The sequence below is a fragment of the Afifella pfennigii DSM 17143 genome, from assembly GCF_000688515.1.
In the GTDB taxonomy this organism is placed as follows: Bacteria; Pseudomonadota; Alphaproteobacteria; order Rhizobiales; family Afifellaceae; genus Afifella; species Afifella pfennigii.
In genome coordinates this window covers 21,386-41,541 of sequence record NZ_JHZK01000030.1, presented here as the reverse complement: position 1 = coordinate 41,541, position 20,156 = coordinate 21,386, and the positions used below count along the sequence as shown (strand labels likewise).

20 protein-coding genes, 1 tRNA gene, 1 pseudogene and 1 riboswitch are annotated in these 20,156 nt (G+C 66.8%); of the genes and pseudogenes, 12 read left to right on the top strand and 10 right to left on the bottom strand.

Annotation, left to right across the window (positions count from 1 at the left end):
• From Q331_RS0116615 to Q331_RS0116600, 4 genes and pseudogenes are all read right to left on the bottom strand, one after another.
• Nucleotides 1-1,182: pseudogene (locus tag Q331_RS0116615) on the bottom strand (5-methyltetrahydropteroyltriglutamate--homocysteine S-methyltransferase); the annotation flags it as partial.
• An 86-nt stretch (nucleotides 1,183-1,268) separates the two neighbouring features.
• Nucleotides 1,269-1,474, bottom strand: a riboswitch (cobalamin riboswitch).
• Between the two features lie 154 nt (nucleotides 1,475-1,628).
• Nucleotides 1,629-2,438, bottom strand: a complete 810-nt coding sequence (locus Q331_RS0116610) for a heme ABC transporter ATP-binding protein (RefSeq protein WP_026381597.1) — start codon at nucleotides 2,436-2,438, stop codon at nucleotides 1,629-1,631.
• A gap of 7 nt (nucleotides 2,439-2,445) precedes the next feature.
• Nucleotides 2,446-3,543: a FecCD family ABC transporter permease gene (locus Q331_RS0116605; protein WP_026381596.1), complete on the bottom strand. Its 1,098-nt coding sequence runs from the start codon at nucleotides 3,541-3,543 to the stop codon at nucleotides 2,446-2,448.
• Between the two features lie 24 nt (nucleotides 3,544-3,567).
• Nucleotides 3,568-4,437 carry a heme/hemin ABC transporter substrate-binding protein gene (locus Q331_RS0116600; RefSeq protein WP_245615711.1) on the bottom strand — a complete coding sequence of 290 codons (870 nt, stop codon included), beginning with the start codon at nucleotides 4,435-4,437 and terminating at the stop codon, nucleotides 3,568-3,570.
• Nucleotides 4,438-4,734: 297 nt separating this feature from the next.
• Between Q331_RS0116600 and Q331_RS0116595 the strand changes: the two genes are divergently transcribed.
• From Q331_RS0116595 to Q331_RS23230, 8 genes are all read left to right on the top strand, one after another.
• The gene (locus tag Q331_RS0116595) at nucleotides 4,735-6,819 is read left to right on the top strand and encodes a TonB-dependent receptor domain-containing protein (protein WP_322786513.1); all 2,085 of its coding nucleotides are present in this window, start codon (nucleotides 4,735-4,737) and stop codon (nucleotides 6,817-6,819) included.
• 66 nt (nucleotides 6,820-6,885) lie between these two features.
• Nucleotides 6,886-8,244 (top strand): heme anaerobic degradation radical SAM methyltransferase ChuW/HutW, encoded by a 1,359-nt coding sequence (gene hutW / locus Q331_RS22235; RefSeq protein WP_051631287.1) that lies wholly within the window; start codon nucleotides 6,886-6,888, stop codon nucleotides 8,242-8,244.
• Between the two features lie 65 nt (nucleotides 8,245-8,309).
• Complete coding sequence (gene hutX, locus Q331_RS0116585) at nucleotides 8,310-8,825, top strand: heme utilization cystosolic carrier protein HutX (protein WP_026381593.1); 516 nt, start codon at nucleotides 8,310-8,312, stop codon at nucleotides 8,823-8,825.
• A gap of 291 nt (nucleotides 8,826-9,116) precedes the next feature.
• A complete protein-coding gene (locus tag Q331_RS22230) occupies nucleotides 9,117-9,593 on the top strand; it encodes a hypothetical protein (protein ID WP_051631286.1) in 477 nt (158 codons plus the stop codon).
• Nucleotides 9,594-9,661: 68 nt separating this feature from the next.
• Nucleotides 9,662-10,504 carry a MotA/TolQ/ExbB proton channel family protein gene (locus tag Q331_RS0116570; RefSeq protein ID WP_156953389.1) on the top strand — a complete coding sequence of 281 codons (843 nt, stop codon included), beginning with the start codon at nucleotides 9,662-9,664 and terminating at the stop codon, nucleotides 10,502-10,504.
• Nucleotides 10,494-10,886: an ExbD/TolR family protein gene (locus tag Q331_RS0116565; protein WP_026381591.1), complete on the top strand. Its 393-nt coding sequence runs from the start codon at nucleotides 10,494-10,496 to the stop codon at nucleotides 10,884-10,886. Before Q331_RS0116570 ends, Q331_RS0116565 begins: the two co-directional genes overlap by 11 nt.
• Before the next feature lie 8 nt (nucleotides 10,887-10,894).
• A complete protein-coding gene (locus Q331_RS23235; RefSeq protein WP_084175116.1) occupies nucleotides 10,895-11,296 on the top strand; it encodes an ExbD/TolR family protein in 402 nt (133 codons plus the stop codon).
• Nucleotides 11,293-12,312 carry an energy transducer TonB family protein gene (locus tag Q331_RS23230; protein WP_051631283.1) on the top strand — a complete coding sequence of 340 codons (1,020 nt, stop codon included), beginning with the start codon at nucleotides 11,293-11,295 and terminating at the stop codon, nucleotides 12,310-12,312. Before Q331_RS23235 ends, Q331_RS23230 begins: the two co-directional genes overlap by 4 nt.
• Here the strand turns inward: Q331_RS23230 and Q331_RS24065 are convergent.
• From Q331_RS24065 to Q331_RS22210, 4 genes are all read right to left on the bottom strand, one after another.
• Complete coding sequence (locus tag Q331_RS24065) at nucleotides 12,293-12,610, bottom strand: hypothetical protein (RefSeq protein WP_026381590.1); 318 nt, start codon at nucleotides 12,608-12,610, stop codon at nucleotides 12,293-12,295. The two genes, Q331_RS23230 and Q331_RS24065, sit on opposite strands and share 20 nt — an antisense overlap.
• A 31-nt stretch (nucleotides 12,611-12,641) precedes the next feature.
• A tRNA-Pro gene (locus Q331_RS0116545) sits at nucleotides 12,642-12,718 on the bottom strand.
• A gap of 346 nt (nucleotides 12,719-13,064) precedes the next feature.
• Nucleotides 13,065-14,780: an amidohydrolase gene (locus Q331_RS22215; RefSeq protein ID WP_084175115.1), complete on the bottom strand. Its 1,716-nt coding sequence runs from the start codon at nucleotides 14,778-14,780 to the stop codon at nucleotides 13,065-13,067.
• A 449-nt stretch (nucleotides 14,781-15,229) separates the two neighbouring features.
• Nucleotides 15,230-16,093, bottom strand: coding sequence for a cell envelope integrity EipB family protein (locus Q331_RS22210; protein ID WP_156953388.1), 864 nt, complete (start codon nucleotides 16,091-16,093; stop codon nucleotides 15,230-15,232).
• 126 nt (nucleotides 16,094-16,219) lie between these two features.
• On the opposite strand from Q331_RS22210, the gene Q331_RS0116530 reads away from it, so the two are divergent.
• From Q331_RS0116530 to Q331_RS0116515, 4 genes are all read left to right on the top strand, one after another.
• Entirely contained in the window at nucleotides 16,220-16,681 is a 462-nt protein-coding gene (locus Q331_RS0116530) for a RidA family protein (protein WP_026381589.1), read from the top strand.
• Nucleotides 16,681-17,430, top strand: coding sequence for a glycerophosphodiester phosphodiesterase family protein (locus tag Q331_RS0116525; protein ID WP_026381588.1), 750 nt, complete (start codon nucleotides 16,681-16,683; stop codon nucleotides 17,428-17,430). Before Q331_RS0116530 ends, Q331_RS0116525 begins: the two co-directional genes overlap by 1 nt.
• 64 nt (nucleotides 17,431-17,494) lie before the next feature.
• The gene (locus Q331_RS0116520) at nucleotides 17,495-18,688 is read left to right on the top strand and encodes a GNAT family N-acetyltransferase (protein ID WP_026381587.1); all 1,194 of its coding nucleotides are present in this window, start codon (nucleotides 17,495-17,497) and stop codon (nucleotides 18,686-18,688) included.
• Nucleotides 18,689-18,706: 18 nt separating this feature from the next.
• On the top strand, nucleotides 18,707-19,144 hold the full coding sequence (locus Q331_RS0116515) for an HIT family protein (protein ID WP_026381586.1): 438 nt from the start codon (nucleotides 18,707-18,709) through the stop codon (nucleotides 19,142-19,144).
• Between the two features lie 5 nt (nucleotides 19,145-19,149).
• On the opposite strand, the gene Q331_RS0116510 is transcribed toward Q331_RS0116515, so the two are convergent.
• Nucleotides 19,150-19,617, bottom strand: coding sequence for a hypothetical protein (locus Q331_RS0116510; protein WP_026381585.1), 468 nt, complete (start codon nucleotides 19,615-19,617; stop codon nucleotides 19,150-19,152).
• A gap of 19 nt (nucleotides 19,618-19,636) precedes the next feature.
• Entirely contained in the window at nucleotides 19,637-19,972 is a 336-nt protein-coding gene (locus Q331_RS22205; RefSeq protein WP_051631281.1) for an STAS-like domain-containing protein, read from the bottom strand.
• Between the last annotated feature and the right edge of the window lie 184 nt (nucleotides 19,973-20,156).

The window sequence follows — 20,156 nt, the reverse complement described above, 5'->3', positions numbered from 1 at the left end:
GCGGCGGCTTTCAACGGCGGCGCTGGAAGCGGCCAAAGCTTCGGCGACGGCCTCCCTGCCCTCTCCGAGCGCACGGGCGAGCGTGACGATCTCGCCCATCTTCTGCCGGGAGAAGGCCAGCCAGCCTTTCAGCTCCGGATCGAGACCTTCTTCCAGTTCGACGTCGATCGGCACGTGCAGGAGCGAACAGGAAGGAGCGATCTCCACATGGTCTCGGCCGCGCGTGGCGATGACCGGCTCCAGCCTCTCCACCAGCTTTTCCAGATCGGTGCGCCAGATATTCCGCCCATCGATGGCGCCGAGCGAGAGGACCATGCAGGGCGGAGCCTTGTCGACGATGCGGTCGAGTTCGTCGCCGCCGCGGGTGAGGTCGAGATGCAGACCGCCGACCGGCAGGCCGAGCGCCGTATCGAGATTGTCGCCCAAACCGCCGAAATAGGTGTTGAGCATGATGGGCGTATAGGGATGCGTCGGCGCCAGCACGTCATAGGCGCGCTTCAGCGCCTTCTGCGTCGCCGGATCGGCATCGAGCGACAGGCAGGGCTCGTCGATCTGCATCCATTCTACCCCGGCCTCGCGGAAGCGGTCGAGGAGCTGGCCGTAGACCGGCAGAAGGCCCTCCAGGAGCGATAGCGTGTCGAAGCCATCTTCCTTGGCCTTGGCGAGCTTCAGGAAGCTGACCGGGCCGAGGAGGACCGGACGCGTCGCAAAGCCGAGCGCCTTCGCCTCGGCGAATTCATCGAGCGGCTTGGTGGTGGCCAGCGTGAAGCGCTGGTCGGGCGCAAGCTCCGGGACGATGTAGTGGTAGTTGGTGTCGAACCACTTCGTCATCTCAAGGGCCGGCACGCTCCGCCCGTCGATCTCACCGCCGCGCGCCATGGCGAAGTAGGTGTCGAGCGAGACCTCGCCGCCATCCCAGCCATAGATGTCGGGGATGGCCCCGACCATGACGGCCGTGTCGAGGACATGGTCATAGAGAGAAAAATCGTTCGACGGGATGTCGTCGATTCCGATCGTATCCTGATAGGCCCAGTTCGCGGCTCTGAGCTCGGCGGCCTTCTTCAAGAGCGCGCCGGCACCAGACTTGCCGGCCCAGTAGCTCTCCAGTGCGAATTTCAGCTCGCGGCGCGACCCGATGCGCGGGACGCCCAAAGTGGCTGTGGGAAGCGGAAATTTTTCCAAGAGTAACCCCCGTTGGCTGGACGGACGGGGGACGGGACGGGAACGCTGAAAGCGGGCCGCGACCTCCGGGACACCCCGCCCGAGGACATTGCACATTCGTCGGGGCAGGTTTCCTGGCTGGCGGCTCGGCGCCTCGTCCGGCCTTCCCGAAGCTTGCCGCTTCAGTGGCTTTTGGTGGACTTCGGCTCGCCGCTTACAGTTGCGGGGGCAGCTCCGGCCTTGCTTCTCGGCGCACCGGATTCCCTCTTAGCCTCGGCTCGCAAGCCGGGGCACCTCGACGGTCCACGTGTGCGATAGGCGCAGCGCCCCTGTCAAGAGATATAAAGATGTCTTTATGTTTTTATATCCTTTCCTGGTCGCAGATGCGGAGACGATTGCCGCCACACGAGGCCGCTCTTTGAAAGCGACCGCAATCATGACGCAAAAAGGCGAGCTCTCCGGCCGCTTCAGGCGCGGCGGCGTTCGGCCCCGCTTGCCGATTGCGGCAGCACGAAGGGCGTGCCAGCCCGGGGCACCGACCCGACGGAAAGCCGGCACTCGAAGACCTCGTGCAGGACCTCGTCGCGCAACACCTCGCCCGGCGGCCCGGCCGCCCATACGCCGCCCCGTTTCATCATCACCACCCGGTCGGCGAACATGGCCGCAAGATTGAGGTCGTGCAGGACGGCGATGACGCCGCCGCCGGCGCGGGCGAAGTCCGCCGCCAGCTCCATGATGCCGAGCTGATGCTTGATATCTAGGCTGGAGACCGGCTCATCGAGAAACAGCCAGCGCGGCTCGCCGTCCACGACCGGCGTCCACACCTGGCACAAGACGCGGGCAAGCTGCACCCGCTGCTGCTCGCCGCCGGAAAGCTCCTGATAGAAACGGCCGGAGAAGCCGGCGAGATCGACCCGCCGCAGCGCCTCTTCAGGCAAGCGCTCCGCCTCGCCGGGCGGAAGCCGCGCGCCGTTCCCCGTGAGCCCGAGGCGCACGATTTCCAGCACCGTGAAGGGGAAGGAGAGCGCCGTCTTCTGGGGCAGGACGCCGCGCAGAAGAGCCAGCTCCCAGGGCCGCATGGCGCGGCGATCGCGGCCGTTGATGGCGATGCGGCCGGTGGAGGCGATCTCGCCGTCGACGGCACGCAGTAGCGTCGTCTTGCCGGAGCCGTTCGGCCCGACGATGGCGGTGACTTCGCCCGCCGCGGCCGTGAGCGAGACGCCGGAAAGGATGTCGCGGCGCCCGAACCGCACCTTCAAATCCTCCACCTCGATCATCGCCGCCTCACAGATCGAGCACGCCGCGCCGACGCAAGAGAATCCACAAGAAGAAGGGCGCGCCGACGGCGGCCGTGACGATGCCAATGGGAAACTCGGCCGGGGCGACGATGGTGCGGCTCACCGCGTCGGCGAGAAGCAGGAGCACCGCGCCGAGCAATGCCGAGGCGGGAATGAGGTAGCGGTTGTCCGGACCGATCGCGAGACGCAAGAGATGCGGCACGACGATGCCGACGAAACCGATGCCGCCGCTGACGGCCACCGAGGCCCCCACCGCCGCCGCGACCGAGGTGATGGCGATCATCTTCATGCGCTGCACCGGAATGCCGAGATGGTGAGCGCTCGCCTCGCCGAGCGAAAGCGCGTTGAGGGAACGGGCGAGGAAGGGCGTGGCCATGAGGGCGAGGACGATGATCGGCCCGGCCGCAGCGATCTTGCTCCAGGTGGCGCCGGCAAGCGAGCCCAGGCCCCAGAAGGTGAGATCGCGAAGCTGCGCGTCGTCGGCGAGAAAGATGAGAACGCCCGATAGCGCGCCGGCGAGCGCGGCCAGCGCGATGCCGGCCAGAAGCATGGTGGCGATCGAGGTCTGACCCCGGCGCGTGGCCACGCGGTAGAGGATGAGGGTGGAGAGGAGGCCGCCGAAGAAGGCGGCCAGCGGCAGCGCGAAGATGCCGAAAAGGGCGATGGCCGGGCCGAGGAGAGTGCTGCCGAGGACGATGACGGTGATGGCGCCCAGGCCCGCCCCGGCCGAGACGCCGACAAGGCCGGGATCGGCGAGCGGGTTGCGAAACAGCCCCTGCATGACCGCCCCGGAGACGGCAAGCGCCGCCCCGACCAGGCTGCCCAGGATCGCCCGCGGCAGGCGGATGTCGCCGATGATGATGCGCTCGTGCTGGCTGACACCCTCCCCGCCCGCAAGGAGCAGATCGCGCAGGAGCGGCAACGGCGAGGCGTCGGAAGCGCCGGCCGTCAGGCTGAAGAGAAACGTCGCGGCGAAGGCGACGACAAGCCCTGCAATCGTAGCTTTTGCCAGGAAGGAGCGATCGCCAGCAATGCAAGGGCGGCGTCGAAAGCCTGGCGAGGCGATGGAAAGATCGGCTGACATCGATGGATCCTTCGCTTGCCGCGCCTAGCGGAGCGCCACTTCACCATGGAGGGCGGCAGCGAGGTCGCGCGCCGCGTCGGCGGTGCGCGGGCCAAAGCCGAGGAGATAGAGCCCGTCCATGCGGATGAGCTTGCCCGCCTCGCCCGCCGGTGTGGCCTTCAGCGCAGGGCTCTCGAGGATCTGCGCCGCATCTTCGTCCGCCTCGCCGCGATCCATCATCAAGATGGCGTCCGGCGCGGCCTCAATCAGCGCCTCGTCGGTCAGCGCCTTGTAGCCGGCGTAATCCGTTACGGCGTTGCGGGCGCCGGCAAGCCGGATCATGGCGTCGGCGGCCGTGCCGGTGCCGGCCGCCAGCACCTTGCCGCCCTGCATGGAGAGGATGAAGAGGACGCGCTTGCGCTCCGGGATGGCGGAAACCTCCTCGCCTAAACGGCGAAACTCCGCTTGAACGGTGCGGGCAAGCGCGTCCGCCTTGTCTTCCACGCCGAGCGCCGCCCCGACCTTTTCGATCTTCGCCACGACGCCCTCGGCGCTGTGACCCTCCGGGATGGTCACGACCGGTATGCCGGACCGTTGCAGAACCAGCATCGTCTCCGGGGGACCGCTGCCGGCGATCGACAGGATGGCCTCGGGACCGACGGAGAGCACGCCTTCCGGCGAGAGCTGGCGCATATAGCCGACATCCGGCAGTTCCTTCGCGGCCGCCGGATAGGTGCTCGTGGTATCGCGAGCGACAAGGCGATCCTCCTCGCCGAGCGCATAGACGATCTCCGTCACCGAACCGCCGATGGAAACGAACTTCGCGTCGGCGGGAAGATTGCCTGCCTCCTGCGCCGAAGCGCGCGAGGGCACCCCGGTCCCGGCGAGAGCGGCGATCGCAAGCACAAGCGCCACGGGCTTCAGGCCGCTGGCAATCTTCCCGACAACGGTTCCACCCCTTCGCAACTGATGCATTTCAGCAACTCTCCCTGTGCCTGTCGGCGTCTCGCGCCAGAAATCTTGACTCCAAATATCATGTTTTATACGCCCCTACAAAATATGATTTTTGAAATCATGTTTTTGGCACAAGCGAAAGGAATCGAGGTCATGCGAGGAAGCGGCAGCGTGCTGCATATTGGGGCCGTCATGAACCGGACCGCCGCGCGGAGCGCGCGGCAAGCCCTTCTTCAAGCCCTGCTTGTGGGAGCGGCCGTGCTTGCGCTGGCGCCGCAGGCCGGCGCACAGGAGGCGACCCCTCCGACGCCAGTGCCGGCGAGCGGCGAGGCGGTCCTCCTCGATCCGATCTCGGTCATCAGCCGTACCGGCGAGACGGCGATCGAGAGCATGGCCTCCGTCAGCGTCGTCGACGAGGAGGCGATTGCGCGCAAGATGGCGACGACGCCGCTCGGCCTCTTCCGCGACGTGCCGGGTATCAGCATTCAGGCCGACGCCAAGCGCAGCAATTCCTCCATCAATATCCGCGGCCTGCAGGATTTCGGGCGGGTGCAGGTGATCGTCGACGGCGCGCGGCAGAATTTCCAGCGCTCCGGCCATGGCACGCAGAGCGTCTTTTGGATCGACCCGCTGCTTCTGCAGCAGGCGGAGGTGATCCGCGGGCCGGTCGCCAACACCTACGGCTCGGGCGCGATCGGCGGCGTGGTGATGTTCGAGACCAAGGACGCCTCCGACTTCCTGCGCGACTGGGAGAGATGGGCCTTCGCCGGGACGGGCCAGTACGAGAGCAACGGCGACGGCTGGACGACGAGCGCCATCGGCGCGGCGCGCATCAACGAGAACATCGACGTGCTCGGCAACATCGTCTGGCGCGACTACGGTTCCTACGAGGACGGCGCGGGCATCGCCGTTCCCCATACCGGCTTCGACGTCTTGAGCGGCATGGTGAAGACCTCCATCCGCCCTACCGACAACAGCGAGGTGAAGCTCGGCTGGATCGGGACCGACGACGGCTGGTCGGAGCGCTCAGGCAATTCGGACCTCGACCTTGCGCAGAACACTTTCACCGGCCGCTACCATGTCACCGACGCGCAGGAGAGCTGGCTGGACCTGCATCTCAACACCTCACTCAACATGGCGCGGCTGGAACAGACCTACCGGGCGGCCGTCGGGCAGTTCGACGTCGATACCGGACGGCCGGTCACCATCCCGGCCGGCGCCAAGACGAACTACGACCTCGACACCTATGGGATCGACCTGTGGAACACGTCGCGCTTTGAGACCGGCATGGCCTCGCACGAGCTCACCTATGGCGGCGACTGGTTGAAGGACGAGGTCGTCACCTCCTCGCCGCTCGGCGGCAGCGACTTCTACACCCCCTCCGGCTCGCGCCAGACCTGGGGCGCCTATATCCAGGAAAAGCTCGGCATCGGCTGGTTCGAGGCGATCGCCGGTCTGCGCTACGACAGCTACGAGCTGAGCGGGACGAATGCCGAGAGCTCCGGTGAGCGCCTGTCGCCGCGGCTGACCCTCGGCGTCTCGCCCTTCTCCGGCGAAGCGTGGGGCGGCCTCAAAATCTACGGCACCTACGCGGAAGGCTACCGCTCGCCCACCCTCAGCGAGACCCTCATCAGCGGCCTTCATCCTTCCGGCGTCGTCTTCCCGTTCCTGCCCAATCCGGACCTTGAACCGGAGGTCGGCAAGACCTGGGAGCTGGGGGTGAACTACCGCCGCGACGGGCTCTTCCGCCCCGACGACCGGCTGCGCATCAAGGCCGCCTACTACCGCAACAACGTGGAGGACTTCATCGACGGGCAGCAGCTGTCGCCCTTCGATCCGACGAGCGGATGCCCGCTGCGCGCCGACCTCTTCCGCACCGGCAGTTACGCGCCGATCTGCTTCCAATACCAGAACTTCGCCAAGGCCAAGCTGTGGGGCTGGGAGTTGGAGGGCACCTACGACGCCGGCTGGGTCTTCGCCGGCGCCAATGCCTCCTTCACCGAAGGCTACCGCGTCGCCGAGGGCGCGAAGGAGGACATCACCACCCTGCCCTCCAGCAAATTCGGCGGCCATCTCGGCTTCCGCCTCCTAGAGGAGCGCCTCAGCTTCGGCGGTGAGGTGGAGCACCACGTGGCGCCCGACAGCGCCACCTTCGCCAAGGACTACACGCTTGTGAACGCCTTCGCGCAGTACGACGTCAACGAGAACTTCAGCACATCCTTGCGCGCCGAGAACCTCTTCGACGTGCGCTACGCCAACCCGCTCAACGCGACGACGACCTCCATCGTCCACGAGCCGGGTCTCAGCGTGAAGCTGGCCGCGACCCTGCGTTTCGGCGGCTGAGCGAGGAGCGGGGCCGGCCGCTGCGGCCGGCCCCATCCCGAAAGTTGAGGCTCGGAGGGCTCACCCATGCAGATACGACCTATTGAGGAATTCTTTGCCCGCGAGGACGGCGTGCCGCTCGCCCAAGCCTTTTCGGCAAGCCGGCCGGTGCACCCTTCCGTCGGTATGGTGCCCATTGCCGAAGCGGAGCGCGCCTGCACCTGGCAGGCGCTGAGCCGAAGACCGCGCCAGGGCAAGAGCGTCGCCTATCTCCACATCCCCTTCTGCGAGAACCACTGCCTTTTCTGCGGCTTCTATCGCAATGCCTGGCGGCCGGAGGACGGCGCGCGTTACCTGCGTGCGGTGGCCGAGCACTTGGCGACAGACGGCGAGCGGCCCTACCAGGCACAGGGTCCGATCCACGCCCTTTACTTCGGCGGCGGCACGCCGACGGCGCTGGCCGCCCGCGACCTCGCGCATCTCATCGAGGCCGCCCGACAGCACCTGCCGCTCGCGCCCGATTGCGAGATCACGGTGGAAGGCCGCGCCTACAACTTCACTCCCGACAAGGTGGAAGCGATCTTCGATGCCGGGGCCAACCGGGTCTCCCTGGGCGTGCAGAGCTTCGATACCAGGCTGCGCCGCTCGCTCGGCCGGAAAACCACGCGCGAGGAGCTTCTGCGCTTCATCGACAGCCTCATCCTCGCCGATCGCGGCGCCATCGTCGCCGATCTCATTTACGGCCTTCCCGGCCAGACGATGGAGATGTGGGAGAGGGATCTGCGCATCGCCTGTGCCCTTAGCCTCGACGGCATCGACATCTACTCGCTGAAGCTCATACCCGGCACCCCGCTGCTGACGGCGATCGAAAAGGGCAAATTCGCACCGACGGCGCGCGAGGCTCTTGGCGGCTACTACGCCCGCGCCGTGGAGCTCCTGGAGGATGCGCGCTGGGAAGCTGTCTCCACCACACATTGGCGCTCCACGACCCGCGAGCGCAATCTCTACAACCTCCTCGTCAAGGGCGGCGCCAGCTGCCTCGCCTTCGGCGCCGGGGCCGGCGGCAATGTGCACGGCCATTCCTACAGCATCACCCGCGACGTGACCGCTTTCCAGACGGCCATCGAACGCAGCGAGGCCCCGCTCGGCCATCTGGCCCGCCAGGCCCCGCATACCGACCTCTTCAACCGTATCAAGGGCGGCATGGAACGCCGCCATCTGAACTTGCCGTGGCTGAAGGAGGAATTGCGGCGGCGCGCGGGGCTCAATGCCGACGCCGTTCTCGGCCCCTTGATCGGGCAGTGGCAGCGGGCGGGCCTGGTGGAGATCAGCGAGGACTGGCTCGATCTCACCGTCGCCGGCAGCTTCTGGCAAGCGACCCTGACCCAGAATCTGCTGGATTGGCTTGGGCAGAGCCTGCGCCCTGTCGGGCGGGCGGTGCCGTAGCGCCTTTCCCGGTTCTCTTCCTTTTCGCGATTTTCCACACCCAGCCGCATCACAGGAGAAACGGCATGACCTTGAGTGACAACGACCGCGCCCGCCTGAGGCAAGCAATACTCGACCAACCCGCAGCAGCGCTGGAGGACATCGCCCGCGCGGCAGGCTGCAGCACGGCGGAGGTTGTGGCAAGCCTGCCGGAGGGGCAGGCCGTCATCGTGCCGGGCACGCATTTCGCGCGCGTCATTGAGGACGTCACCGGCTGGGGCGAAGTCACCTTCATCGTCAATACCGGCGACGTCATCTTGGAGGTGAAGGCGGAAGTGCCGAAGGGATCGGAAGCGAAGGGCTTCTTCAATCTCCACGGCAAGCCGCTTGGCGGGCACATCCGGGCAAACGCCTGCGCGACGATCGCCTTCGTCAGCCGCAAGCTCTTCGACAGCGAGACGAAGTCGGTGCAGTTCTACGGCAAGGACGGCGCCTGCATGTTCAAGATCTATCTCGGCCGCGACGAGAGGCGACAGCTCCTGCCTGAACAGGTCGCCGCCTTCGATGCCCTGCGCGCGGAACTTGCGCCGGTCGCGGCGTGACGCCTTCCATAGACGGGCTTCGACAGACCGGAGGGAAGCGCTTGCAGGACACCTGCGCCGATTCCGAACCTGCCGCAGGGGGCGGCAAGGGTGCGCTTCAGCCCGACCTCCGCCTTCGATATGATCGCCGTGGCGGGGGGATTCGACCCGCTCTTTTTCGGCATCTTCATCCGACGGCCGAAAAGTTGACTTTATTTGTCAGGTTATATAGCGACTTCCGCAACAAGGAGGCCGGGAGCTTCCGCGCGGCCCAGGCGGGCGCCTTTTCGACCAAGCACAGGGAGAGCCACCGTGCGCATCGGCCCAGTTTACCCGGCGAGACACGCTTTTCTCGCGGCCGGCCTTTGCCTTGCCGCCGCGACCGCTTCGGCAGCCGATAGCGCAGGCATCGCCGTGGAGCTCAACAGCCTGCAGGCCAGCGGCGATGCCTGCCGCATATCGCTCGTCTACACCAACGGGCTTGAGGTGACGCTTGAGGCATTGGAATTGGAGACCGTGCTCTTCGACCGAGATGGCGGCGCCTCGCGCTTCCTTGTCCTGAAGTCGCAGCCGCTGATCCCCGGCAAGATCCGCGTCTCGCAATACGAGCTTTCCGGCATGGCCTGCGAGGATGTCGGCTTCCTCCTCATCAACGACGTTGTCGCCTGCAAGGGTGAAGGGCTCGACCCGGCCATCTGCCTGAAACACCTTGCGCCCTCCAGCCGCACGCAAGCCGGCCTCGTCCTGACGCAGGCCGACCGCAAGGCTGCCGCGGCGGAGGCGGAGTAGTCCCTATGCCGGAGAGCGGAACGCTTGTTGCGCAACCGCCCTTGAGGCTGGCGCAATCGGAATCGAAGATGCCGACAGATGCCGCGAGCGCCCCCGCGGACGGGGCAGCCACGGCCCCGGAGGCCGCCCCCTCCCCGCCGGCGCCCCCCCTGCCCGACCCGGCCGCCGGCGCGCCGCCGCCCCTGGAGGCGGCGCCGGAGCCGACGCTTCTCTTGGGCTACGACCTGTCCCCGCTCACCGACTTTCTCGCTCTCGGCGGGCCGGTGGTCGTGATTCTTCTCGTCCTTTCCGTTGCCGGCCTTGCCATCATTTTGAAGAAACTTGCCGACATCCTGCCGCTGGGCGGCCGGCGACGCGCCAGGATCGCGGGCGCGGTCGCGCTGTGGCGGCGCGGAGAAAGGCCGGAGGCGCTCGCGGAGGCCGAGCGCCTGGAAGGGCCGACAGCCGCCGTCGTTTCGGCCGCGATGCGCCTTGCTCTCGCCGACATGCCCAGCCCGCTCCTGCGCGAGGAGGTGGAGCGGCTCGGCGGAGAAGCGTTGCATACGCTCCGCAGCTATCTGCGGGGTCTTGAAGCCATTGCACAGGTTTCGCCCTTGCTCGGCCTCTTCGGCACCATCCTCGGCATGATCGAAGCTTTCCGGGTGCTCCAGGATGCCGGCCCTAACGTCGATCCGGCGATGCTCGCCGGCGGCATCTGGGTGGCGCTTCTGACCACGGCCGTCGGCCTTGCCGTCGCCATCCCCTGCAACCTTGCCCTGCATTGGTTCGAGGGGCGGATCGAGGGCGAGCGCCAGTCGATGGAGAGCCTTGCGACATCTGTCCTGGTTTCCAGCGAGGCGGCGGCGCAGGTCGCAGGCGAGAAGGCGCCGGCGCTGAAGCCCCATCTGGGCGAGCTCGCCCATGCGCATTGACCGGCATCGCCCGCGCCGACGCGCCATCAGCATGACGCCGCTCATCGACGTCGTCTTCCTGCTTCTCCTCTTCTTCATGCTCGCCTCCACCTTCGCCCGTTTCGGCGCGGTGGACGTGTCGCTGGCGCACGAAGGGAGCGGGCCGGCGGCGACGGGCGAGCGCAGGAACGTGCTCCTCTCCGTCGCGGAGGATGCCGGCTATGCCATCGACGGCATCGCCGTTGAGAAGGATCGCCTCGCCGAGGCACTGAAAGCGGGCCGCGAGGACGGTTCCTGGCGCATCGTCGTCAGAGCCTCGCCGCGGGCCGTCGCCCAGGATGTGGTGGAAGCGATCGACGAGGCGCGCCGGGCCGCCATCGGCCCGGTCGTGCTCGTTCCCTGAGGCCGGCCATGAAGTTCGCCAGGCAAGCGCCATCCCGAGCCGCCGACGAACTCGTGCCGCTCATCAACGTCGTCTTCCTCATGCTCATCTTCTTCCTGCTGGCCGGCACGCTGATGCCGACGCCGGCCGCCCCCCTGCGCTACATCGAGGGGGCCGGCGAGGCCGCGCCAGCCATCCCGGCCGATGCCGTCTATGTCGACCATGCCGGCGTCATCTGTCTGCGCGACGGTCCGGCCTCCGCACAGGCTCTCAAGACCCGCCTCGCCGAGGCGCGCATGGCTGGGGAGCCGCTGCCGCTCGTCCTCGACCGGGCGCTTTCCATGCAGACCTTGCGCCCGGTACTTTCCCGCCTCAGCGAGGCAGGCGTCAGCAAGGTCGACATCATCACCATCCGCGGGAGCGCAAGGTGAGAGCGGAACGCCTGCGATGGAGCCTCGCCGTCGGCGGCGCAGCGCTTTTGCATCTCGGCGTCCTGCTCTACTTCGCCCACGCGGCGGTATCTGCCGATGGCGGGGGCGGCCGGCCAGAGGCCGTCGCCGGCATTGCGGAGGCCACGCTCCTTCTGCCGACAAGCGAGGACGCCCCAGCCGTTGAGGAGCTCTCGGAGGCCGACACAGCCGAGGATGCCGAAGAGATGCGGGATTTCGCCGAGCTCTCCGAGGTCGCGCCTAGGGACCTCGCCCCCTTGACGCCGGTGGAGGTTCCGGCTGTCGCCCCGGACGACGTCGGGCAGGCGCGCGAAGCGGAAGTCCCCGCCGAGGTGGCGCCGGAGGAGCTTTCGGAGGTCCTGATGCAAGAGACTTGGACGCAAGCCGCCCCGGAAGAGACCGCCCCGATGCCGCCCGTCGCCGACCCGCTTCAAACCGTCACCGAAGCGATCGAGCTTGAACCGCTTGCCGAAACGCCCATGCCAAGGGCGCGGCCGGACGAGGTGCCTGAAGAGGCGCTCGCCGAATACCGGCGGCAGAAGCGCCAGGAGGCGCGCCGGATCGCCGAGATCCAGCGCGCCAAGGCCGAGGCACGCGAACGCCGGCAAACCACCGCGCGGGCCGCCGAGCGCAAGGCGGCCTCCCAGCGCCGCAAGGCGGCTTCCGCCGGTGCCGTCGCCGGGCGGGAAGGGCCGCGCGATCCCGGCCCAAATCGGCGCGCCCTTTCAAGCTATAACAGCCGCGTCTATGCCCATCTCGCCCGCCACAAGCGCTTTCCCCCCGGTGCCCGCCGGAACGGCACGGCGACGGTGCGCTTCACGCTGAGCGCCTCCGGCAACGCGCAAGGCCTGCGCCTCGTCGCCGGTTCCGGCGATGCCGCGCTCGATGAGGCGGCCGTCGCCATGGTGCGGCGGGCCTCGCCCTTTCCGCCCATTCCCGCCGAGGTCGGTCGCAGCTCGATGACCTTCACCGTGCCGATCAACTTCGCGCGCCGGTGAAGGACGAGACCCGCGCCGCAAGAGCCACGTCGTGCGGCGGACGAAGCGGCGCGCCGGGCCGCAGATTCCAGCCTGCGGCGATACCCGATTCGCGGTGGTCTGAGCCCTTTGGCTCCCGGCGCTGCCGCGGCGCAGAGAAGGGGTACTGGGAGAAGGGCGACCATGCCGTCCCGAAAACCGGAGCCTGCGAAACGTCGTCAGTTTCGTTGTCGGTGTCGTTGGCGGTGTCGTTGGCGGTGTCGTTGGCGGTGTCGTTGGCGGTGTCGTTGGCGGTCGATTGTCCGATGACATCAACCATCCGAGAAACGATTTCTTTTCAATGAGTTGAATGGTCGGGGCAGCAGGATTCGAACCTGCGACCCCCTGCTCCCAAAGCAGGTGCGCTACCAGACTGCGCTATGCCCCGAACCCGTGGATGACGGCGGGAAAGTAGGCCCCGGCCGGCCGTGCCGCAAGGTGAAAAGCGGAACGGCATCGCCCTGTCCATGCCAATCGCATCATCGGCGGTGACGAGAGATTTCCGCAGCCGCCTTTCCGCGGTCCCCTCGCGGACGAAAAGGCCGCCAGGAGATTGCGGCGCCGCCCTTTCAGGCGACGCCGCAGCTTTCTTCGGTTCTACCAGGCGCCGCCCTTTCAGGCGACGCCGCAGCTTTCTTCGGTCCTACCAGGCGCCGCCCTTTCAGGCGATGCCGCAGATTTCTTCGGTCCTACCAGGCGCCGCCCTTTCAGGCGACGCCGCGGCATTTCTCCGCCTATTCGGCGGAGGCGGAATAGACCGTCGTGCCTTCCTTGATCGTCTCGACCACCTCCAGGCTATCCAGCGTCTCCGGATCGATGCTCAGCGGATCGCCCGACAAAATCACCAGATCGGCGAGCTTGCCGACCTCCAGGGAGCCTTTCCGGTCGTCCTCGAAATGGTGATAGGCCGGCCAGATGGTCATCGCCTTCAGCGCCGTCATCACGTCGACGCGCTGATCGGGGCCGATGATGTCGCCGGAGCGCGAGCGCCGGGTGACGGTCGCGTCCAGAACCCGCATGGAATCGGGAAAGGCGACGGGGGCGTCGGTGTGGCTGGAGAAGATCATGCCGCGCTTGCGCAGCCAGCCCGTCGGCGAAATGCTGTCAGCGAGCTCGGGACCGACCGTGTGGTCGCGGTGCCAGTCCCCCCAATAGAAGGTGTGCATGGGAAACAGCGAGGAGATGATGTTGTTGCGCTTCAAGGCGTCGACCTGATCCTCGCGCAGGAACTGGCCGTGGATCAGCACCGGGCGCAGATCGCCGGCGTCCTGATGGGATTTCTGGGCCGCCTCGTGCGCGGCGAGAAACAGATCGGAGGCCGCCTCGCCGTTGGAATGGGTGACGATCTGAATGCCGTTCTCGTAGGCCCATTCCACCGCGTCGATGATGTCCTCGTTGGGGGCGGCGGCGTAGCCGACATAGCCCGGCTCATAATCGCCGACCGGATCGTAATAGGGGCGATCGCGCCAGGCGGTGAAGCCCTGGGGCGAGCCGTCGATGGTCAGCTTCGCTCCCGCAACGCGCACGTGGTTCTCGTATTCGCGGCTGACATTTTCCTTGATGAAGTCGCGGTCGACGAGCACGTCCGGATAGGTGAGAACGTCGATCTTGAAGTCGCCCTCGGCACCGACTTCGCGCAAAATCTCGACGATGGCGGGGATGGAGCGGCCTTCCTCGGCGGTCGTGTAGCCGAAGCTCGTCCAAAGCTCGGCGCCGCCGCGGGCCAGCGCCTTGGCGCCCTCCGTGCCGAGCTGGCTCAGCAGTTTCACCAGAACCGGGCCGTGCGCCATCTCCTCAAGCACGCCGTTCGGCTCGCCGTCCGGCCCCTTGCGAATCACTCCGCCGACCGGATCGGGGGTATCGGAAGTGATGCCGGCGATCTCCAGAGCCTTGGAATTGGCTACGCCGAAATGCGCCGATTGGTGGACGATGTAGATCGGAATGTCGCTGGAGATGGCGTCCAGATCCTCCTTCGTCGGATGGCGGTGCTCGGCAAGGATCGCGTTGTCGTAGCCGAAGCCCATGATGAGATTGTACTCCTCGACGACCTCGCCATTGGCCTCGATCCAGTCGCGGATCACCTGCTGCAGAGAGGCGATGTCGGTGAGCTCGCCATCGGGCGGGGCGAGAAGATTGGCCGACAGGGCCTGCAGGCCGCCCAGGAAGACATGACCGTGGGCATCGAAGAAACCGGGCAGAAGGGCGCGGCCGTCGAGCTCCGTCACCGCCGTCGCCTCGCCGCGATGTTGCATCACCTCGTCTTGCGGACCGACGGCGAGAATGCGCCCGTCCTTGACCGCGATCGCCTCCGTCACCGGCAGGCTATCGTCCATGGTGATCACCGGACCGCCCGTAAAGATGCGATCGGCGACCTCCTGCGCGAGGGCGGGGATCGGGGCCACCATGGTCAAACAGCTCGCCAGTCCTGCAAGCCGCACAAGTCGATTCATACACTTTCTCCTTCGCTTCAAAGACAAAACACGCACTCAAGCCGACCTTGACCGTTCCCCAAACGTATTCTTATTTGAAAAGCTAATCTGCTGTAAATTTCCGGCAAATCCACCCATCCACGAACACTCGTTCGCGTAAGCAGGCAACATCGCCATCGCCGCCCTCGCCTCGTCCCAAACCTTTGCCGAATTGGCCGAGAAAACCGGCCGAATCGACGAGGTCAGCCTAACCGGCCTTGCACGCATGGATCAGGAAAAAATCGGCCGGGCGCGATGTTCCCGGCGGCGCCCAATCGCTTCGCCGCGCGCGGGCGAACGGCGCCAGGTGGCGGTCCGTGTCGCCGAGCGCTCCTCATCATCGTGCGGAAGCGCATGCCCGCCACGGTCGCGGACCTTGAACCGGCCACGGCCCCCCAAAAAAGGCGCGGGACGCGCCGAGGTTGAAACCGCTAATGGCTGCAGGGCGTCGTCGCCAATTCCTCGATGCCCTGAAGCTCGCCGGACAGGACGTAATCGCCGTAATCCATGACGAGGTTGCGGGTGACGCCGTTCTCGTAGAGCGTGAAGCTCATCTGGTAGGCTGGCACCTCCTCGCCGAGAGCGTCCGGATCCTCGCTCTCCTCGTTGAAATAGGCGATGGAGACCGGCCAATGCATGCCGTGCATCAGCGGGCTTTGCGGCGCGCCGGGCGCATCCGGACCAGGCCCGCCGGCCTTGCCCGGAAGGCCGATGATGGCGCTCGCCGTATCGGTGCGCTCGCCGGTGCCGGAGCCCTCGTAGATGGTGCTGGACAGAAAACGCTGGTCGGCGCGCGCGGCCGTCAGAAGCGCGTTGAGATGCTGGCCGGGAAACAGCGGCGGCTTCTTGAACTCCACCGTCTTGGCATGCGGCATCGACAGATCCACCACAACCCGGCCATCCTCGCGCCGGGCCACGCCCTCCACATCCTCGATGATCCTGTCGTTGAGATAGGTGCGCGAGGCGAAGCGGTAGAGCTGGCCATCGCCGCCCTCGAAGGTGGAGACGCGGAAATCGAGCAGCCGGTCGCCCTCCTCGCCGCCGATCAGATTGACGACGAGGCGCTGGGTCATGGAAAAACCCTCGCAGGCATTGCCGGAGACCTCGAAGACCATGCGGCCGCGGGCATCGTCGATGCCGGAGGCATCCGTCGACTCCGCCAGGCGGATGTCGTAGACGGCGCGATGCGGCACGGGCGCCGTCTCCTGCTGCGGAGCCGGCAGGGGCGTGGCAGCCGTCAAGAGAAACAGGCCGGCGATGCCGGCAAGAGGGCGGGCGAACGGTATCCTCAGCATCGGAGCCTTCAAATCGAGGAGTGCGGCGAAAGCGCGGCGCAAGGCGCTTGGCTGCCGAGAATGGCAGCGGCGAGCAGAAAATCAACCGGCGAGAGGCGCAAGGCGCATCGCGGATGGGAGAAGAGGATGGGCATTGCCGAAAAACTGAGCCAGATGGGCATCGTGTTGCCGCAAGCGGCGCCGCCGGCCGCCAACTACCTGCCCTGGCGGCGGCATGGCGAGCTTCTTCTCATCTCCGGCCAACTGCCGATGAAGGAAGGAAAGCTGGCGCTCACCGGCAAGCTCGGCGCGGGACTTGATGTCGCAGCCGGCCAGGAGGCGGCGCGGCTTTGCGCCATCAACGTTCTCGCCCAGGCCAAGGCGGGGCTCGACGGCGACCTGGAGAGGCTCGGCGCGCTGTTGCGGATCACCGGCTACGTGGCGAGCGCGCCCGGCTTCAGCGAGCAGCACCTCGTCATCAACGGCGCTTCCGACCTCTTCGCCGAAGTGCTCGGCAAGCGCGGGGCGCATTCGCGCGCGGCCGTCGGCGTCGCCTCGCTGCCGCTCGACGCGGCTGTGGAGGTCGACGCCATCATCGCGCTCGCCTGATGCTTGCCGCCGACGGCCTCGTTCAGCGGCCCATCGCGCATCGGGGCCTGCACGACATGCTGCGAGGCCAGCAGCGCGGGGCGCTCGGCGGCCGGGACCGGGTTCGGCGGCCGGAGAACTCGCTCGCAGCCTTCAAGGCGGCGATGGAGCGCGGCTACGCCATCGAATGCGACCTGCAGCCCTCGCGCGAGGGCGAGCCGATGGTGTTTCACGACGAATCCCTCAGACGCCTGACGGGCGCGGAAGGACAAATCCGCCAAAGCTCACTGGCGGAGATCTCCCTGCTGCGTCTTCTCGGCACGGAGGAAGGGGTGCCGAGCCTGCAGGAGCTGCTTGATCTCGTCGTGGGACGGGTGCCGCTCGTCCTGGAACTGAAGAGCGTGGCGGGCGAGAATGCCGGCTTCGCCGAGCGGGTGGCGGCCGTGCTCGCCGGCTATGACGGCCCCGTCGGCGTCATGTCTTTCGACCCGCTCCTCCTCCAGGATGTGCGCCGGGCGGGCCTTGAAGCGCCTGTCGGCCTGACGCTGACGGGCGAGGCGGAGAGCGTCGCCGCCCATCTTGCCACGATGGCGCGGCTGAAGCTCGACTTCGCCTCCTGCCGTCTCGCCGACCTTGCCCATTTCGCCCCCGCCTACCGCGAGCTCCACCAAGACCGCGCCCTCATCTCCTGGACCGTCAGGTCGCCGGCGGAGGCGGAGGCATCGCGGCGGCATGGCGCGCAGATCACCTTCGAGGGATTCCTGCCGTAGGATCGACCTCAAGTCGGCGGCGCAGGCATTGCGCGCCGGACCTCCCGCCTTACCTTTCAAGAGCATGGAAGAGGCTTCACCCGCCGCCGAGATATCCCTGCGCGCCCTTGCCGGCATCGGCGAGGTGGAACGCGCGGCGTGGGACGCGCTCGCCAATCCCCCGGGCGAGCCGCAGAACCCTTTCCTCTCCTGGGATTTTCTGGAGGCGCTGGAGGCGGCCGGCTGCGCCGGCGCGCGCACCGGCTGGGCGCCGCGCCATCTCGTCCTTAGCGGGCCGGACGGGATCGCCGGCGCCCTGCCCTGCTATCTGAAGAGCCATTCGCAGGGCGAGTACGTCTTCGACTACGGCTGGGCCGACGCTTTTGAGCGCGCCGGCGGGCGCTACTATCCGAAGCTGCAAGTCTCCATCCCCTTCACGCCCGTCACCGGCCGGCGCCTCCTGGTCGAGCCCGGGCCGAAGGCGCAGGAGAACCGCCAGCTTCTCGTCGCGGGCCTGGCGGAACTCAGGCGCCAACTCGACGTCTCCTCGGCGCATGCGACCTTCGTGACGGGGACGGAGGCGGAGGAACTCTCCAAGCTCGGCTTCCTCATCCGCAACGACCAGCAGTTTCACTTCCAGAGCGAAGGCTACGGAGACTTCGGGGACTTTCTCGCCGCGCTCGCCTCGCGCAAGCGCAAGGCCATCCGCAAGGAGCGGCGCGAGGCGCTTTCCGCCGGGATTTCCGTGCAATGGCTCACCGGCGATGCCATCACGGAGGCCGATTGGGATGCCTTCTTCGCCTTCTACATGGATACCGGGGCGCGCAAATGGGGCCGGCCCTATCTCAATCGCCGCTTCTTCTCGCTCATCGGCGAGCGGATGGCCGACAAGATCCTGCTCATCCTCGCGCGCCGCGACGGGCGCACCATCGCCGGGGCGCTCAATTTCATCGGCTCCGACACGCTCTACGGGCGCTACTGGGGCTGCCTGGAGGAGCACCCCTATCTGCATTTTGAGATCTGCTACTATCAGGCGATCGAGTTCGCCCTGGCGCACGGCCTTGCGCGCGTAGAGGCCGGGGCGCAAGGCGAGCACAAGCTGGCGCGCGGCTACCGGCCGGTCACCACCTATTCGGCGCATCTCATCGCCGAGCCGGGCTTTCGCCGCGCCGTCGCCGACTATCTTGAACGCGAGCGTCGACACGTTGCATGGGAAGGGCGCATGCTCGCCGAGCATGCGCCCTTCCGCAAAGCGGAAGGCTGCGACCGCAACGATTGAGACGACGGAGAGCGCCGCATGAGCGAGGCCGCCTACGACAACGACAATGTTTTCGCCAAGATCCTGCGCGGCGAGATCCCGTGCATCAAGCTCTACGAGGACGAGCACACGCTCGCCTTCATGGATATCATGCCCCGCGGCGACGGCCATCTGCTCGTCATCCCCAAGGCGCCCTCGCGCAACATCCTCGACATTCATCCAGAGGATCTGGCGCGGGTGATGGAGACGGTGCAGAAGCTCGGCCGCGCCGCCGTGAAGGCGCTTCAGGCGGACGGGCTGACCATCAGCCAGTTCAACGAGCCGGCCGGCGGCCAGGTCATCTTCCACACGCATTTCCATGTCCTGCCGCGCTTCGACGGCGTGGCGCTGAAGCCGCATTCGCAGCAACAGGCCGACACGAAAGTGCTGGAGGAGCAGGCAACCCGCATCAAGGCCGCGCTTGGCGGGGCCGGATAACGAGCCTAGCGCCAGTCGCGCGCCCGGTGGCCGACTTCCTGACGCAGCGCACCATTGAGTTCGGCAGCAATGTGCTGGACCTCCTTGGCGCGTGTCAGGCCCGGCGCGCGATGTGAGCCGAGGAATTCGCCGCCGCTGATCTTGTCGTAGAACTCCGGCAGCAACTCTTCGGCGGCACTTGCGGAGAACTTCGGGTCAACGACGGTAAGGGCGTTGAATAGCTGGTCCAGGCGCATCTGCTTGCCGATCAAGCGAGGCTCTATAGCGCGGGCCTGTGCGCGCTGGTCGTTCTGTCCAGCATCCAGGAGCCAGTAGCTCGTGGCAAGGTCAGCCACCTCGTTGATTTCGCCGCAGAGATGATCGATCGCCGCGCTGAGGCGATCGATCCGATAGCGCCAGCGTTGCACCAGATAATTCGCAACCGCGACGATGAGAGCGCCGACAAGACCTACGAGCGGCACAAGCCATGTCATGGGCGCGATCTCTCGCGCGCTATGCGGCGACGGGCTGGCGTTTAGCCTGCTTCAGATAGCGCTGGGCCAGACGGGCATAGGTCTCGTAGAGCGGGGATCGTGATTCCACCACTAAGTCGTCGCGGGCCTGAACGTAGCCCTTGCGCACGGCTCCGCCGAACGCCTCTTCCAGAAAGGAGGATCCGTATCCAGGTGCTCCGTCAAGCAGCACGCGAACGGCCTCTCCCTTCTCCCGGGCCTCCTGCAAGGCCGGGCGGAGAATTTCCTCGCGGAACCACTGGCCGCTATAGGGGCCATCCTTGATGTACCTGCCTCCAGGCGCAGGGACATGATCTATCACGCGGATTTCGATCATCGACGTCCCCTTAATCCGTACGTTTTCCTTCAATCAGCGTTCCAGCCAGAGATATAGGATGCGTTTTGATCTCTGGCGATTCCTGCGAGCGAAATGTGACGTCGCCACACAAGGGTCGGAGCCCGTGGCGTCGACGATGACATCGCGTGACTATTGGCCCATCGGGCAAGCATAAGATCGTATG

Bases quoted from the DNA above. Each gene is read 5' to 3' on its own strand.
- Q331_RS0116610 (WP_026381597.1), bottom strand. From the start codon at position 2,438: ATGATCGAGGTGGAGGATTTGAAGGTGCGGTTCGGGCGCCGCGACATC.
- Q331_RS0116605 (WP_026381596.1), bottom strand. From the start codon at position 3,543: ATGTCAGCCGATCTTTCCATCGCCTCGCCAGGCTTTCGACGCCGCCCT.
- hutW (WP_051631287.1), top strand. From the start codon at position 6,886: ATGCAGATACGACCTATTGAGGAATTCTTTGCCCGCGAGGACGGCGTG.
- hutX (WP_026381593.1), top strand. From the start codon at position 8,310: ATGACCTTGAGTGACAACGACCGCGCCCGCCTGAGGCAAGCAATACTC.
- Q331_RS0116570 (WP_156953389.1), top strand. From the start codon at position 9,662: ATGCCGACAGATGCCGCGAGCGCCCCCGCGGACGGGGCAGCCACGGCC.
- Q331_RS0116565 (WP_026381591.1), top strand. From the start codon at position 10,494: ATGCGCATTGACCGGCATCGCCCGCGCCGACGCGCCATCAGCATGACG.
- Q331_RS23235 (WP_084175116.1), top strand. From the start codon at position 10,895: ATGAAGTTCGCCAGGCAAGCGCCATCCCGAGCCGCCGACGAACTCGTG.
- Q331_RS24065 (WP_026381590.1), bottom strand. From the start codon at position 12,610: ATGGTTGATGTCATCGGACAATCGACCGCCAACGACACCGCCAACGAC.
- Q331_RS22215 (WP_084175115.1), bottom strand. From the start codon at position 14,780: ATGAATCGACTTGTGCGGCTTGCAGGACTGGCGAGCTGTTTGACCATG.
- Q331_RS22210 (WP_156953388.1), bottom strand. From the start codon at position 16,093: ATGCTGAGGATACCGTTCGCCCGCCCTCTTGCCGGCATCGCCGGCCTG.
- Q331_RS0116530 (WP_026381589.1), top strand. From the start codon at position 16,220: ATGGGCATTGCCGAAAAACTGAGCCAGATGGGCATCGTGTTGCCGCAA.
- Q331_RS0116525 (WP_026381588.1), top strand. From the start codon at position 16,681: ATGCTTGCCGCCGACGGCCTCGTTCAGCGGCCCATCGCGCATCGGGGC.
- Q331_RS0116520 (WP_026381587.1), top strand. From the start codon at position 17,495: ATGGAAGAGGCTTCACCCGCCGCCGAGATATCCCTGCGCGCCCTTGCC.
- Q331_RS0116515 (WP_026381586.1), top strand. From the start codon at position 18,707: ATGAGCGAGGCCGCCTACGACAACGACAATGTTTTCGCCAAGATCCTG.
- Q331_RS0116510 (WP_026381585.1), bottom strand. From the start codon at position 19,617: ATGACATGGCTTGTGCCGCTCGTAGGTCTTGTCGGCGCTCTCATCGTC.
- Q331_RS22205 (WP_051631281.1), bottom strand. From the start codon at position 19,972: ATGATCGAAATCCGCGTGATAGATCATGTCCCTGCGCCTGGAGGCAGG.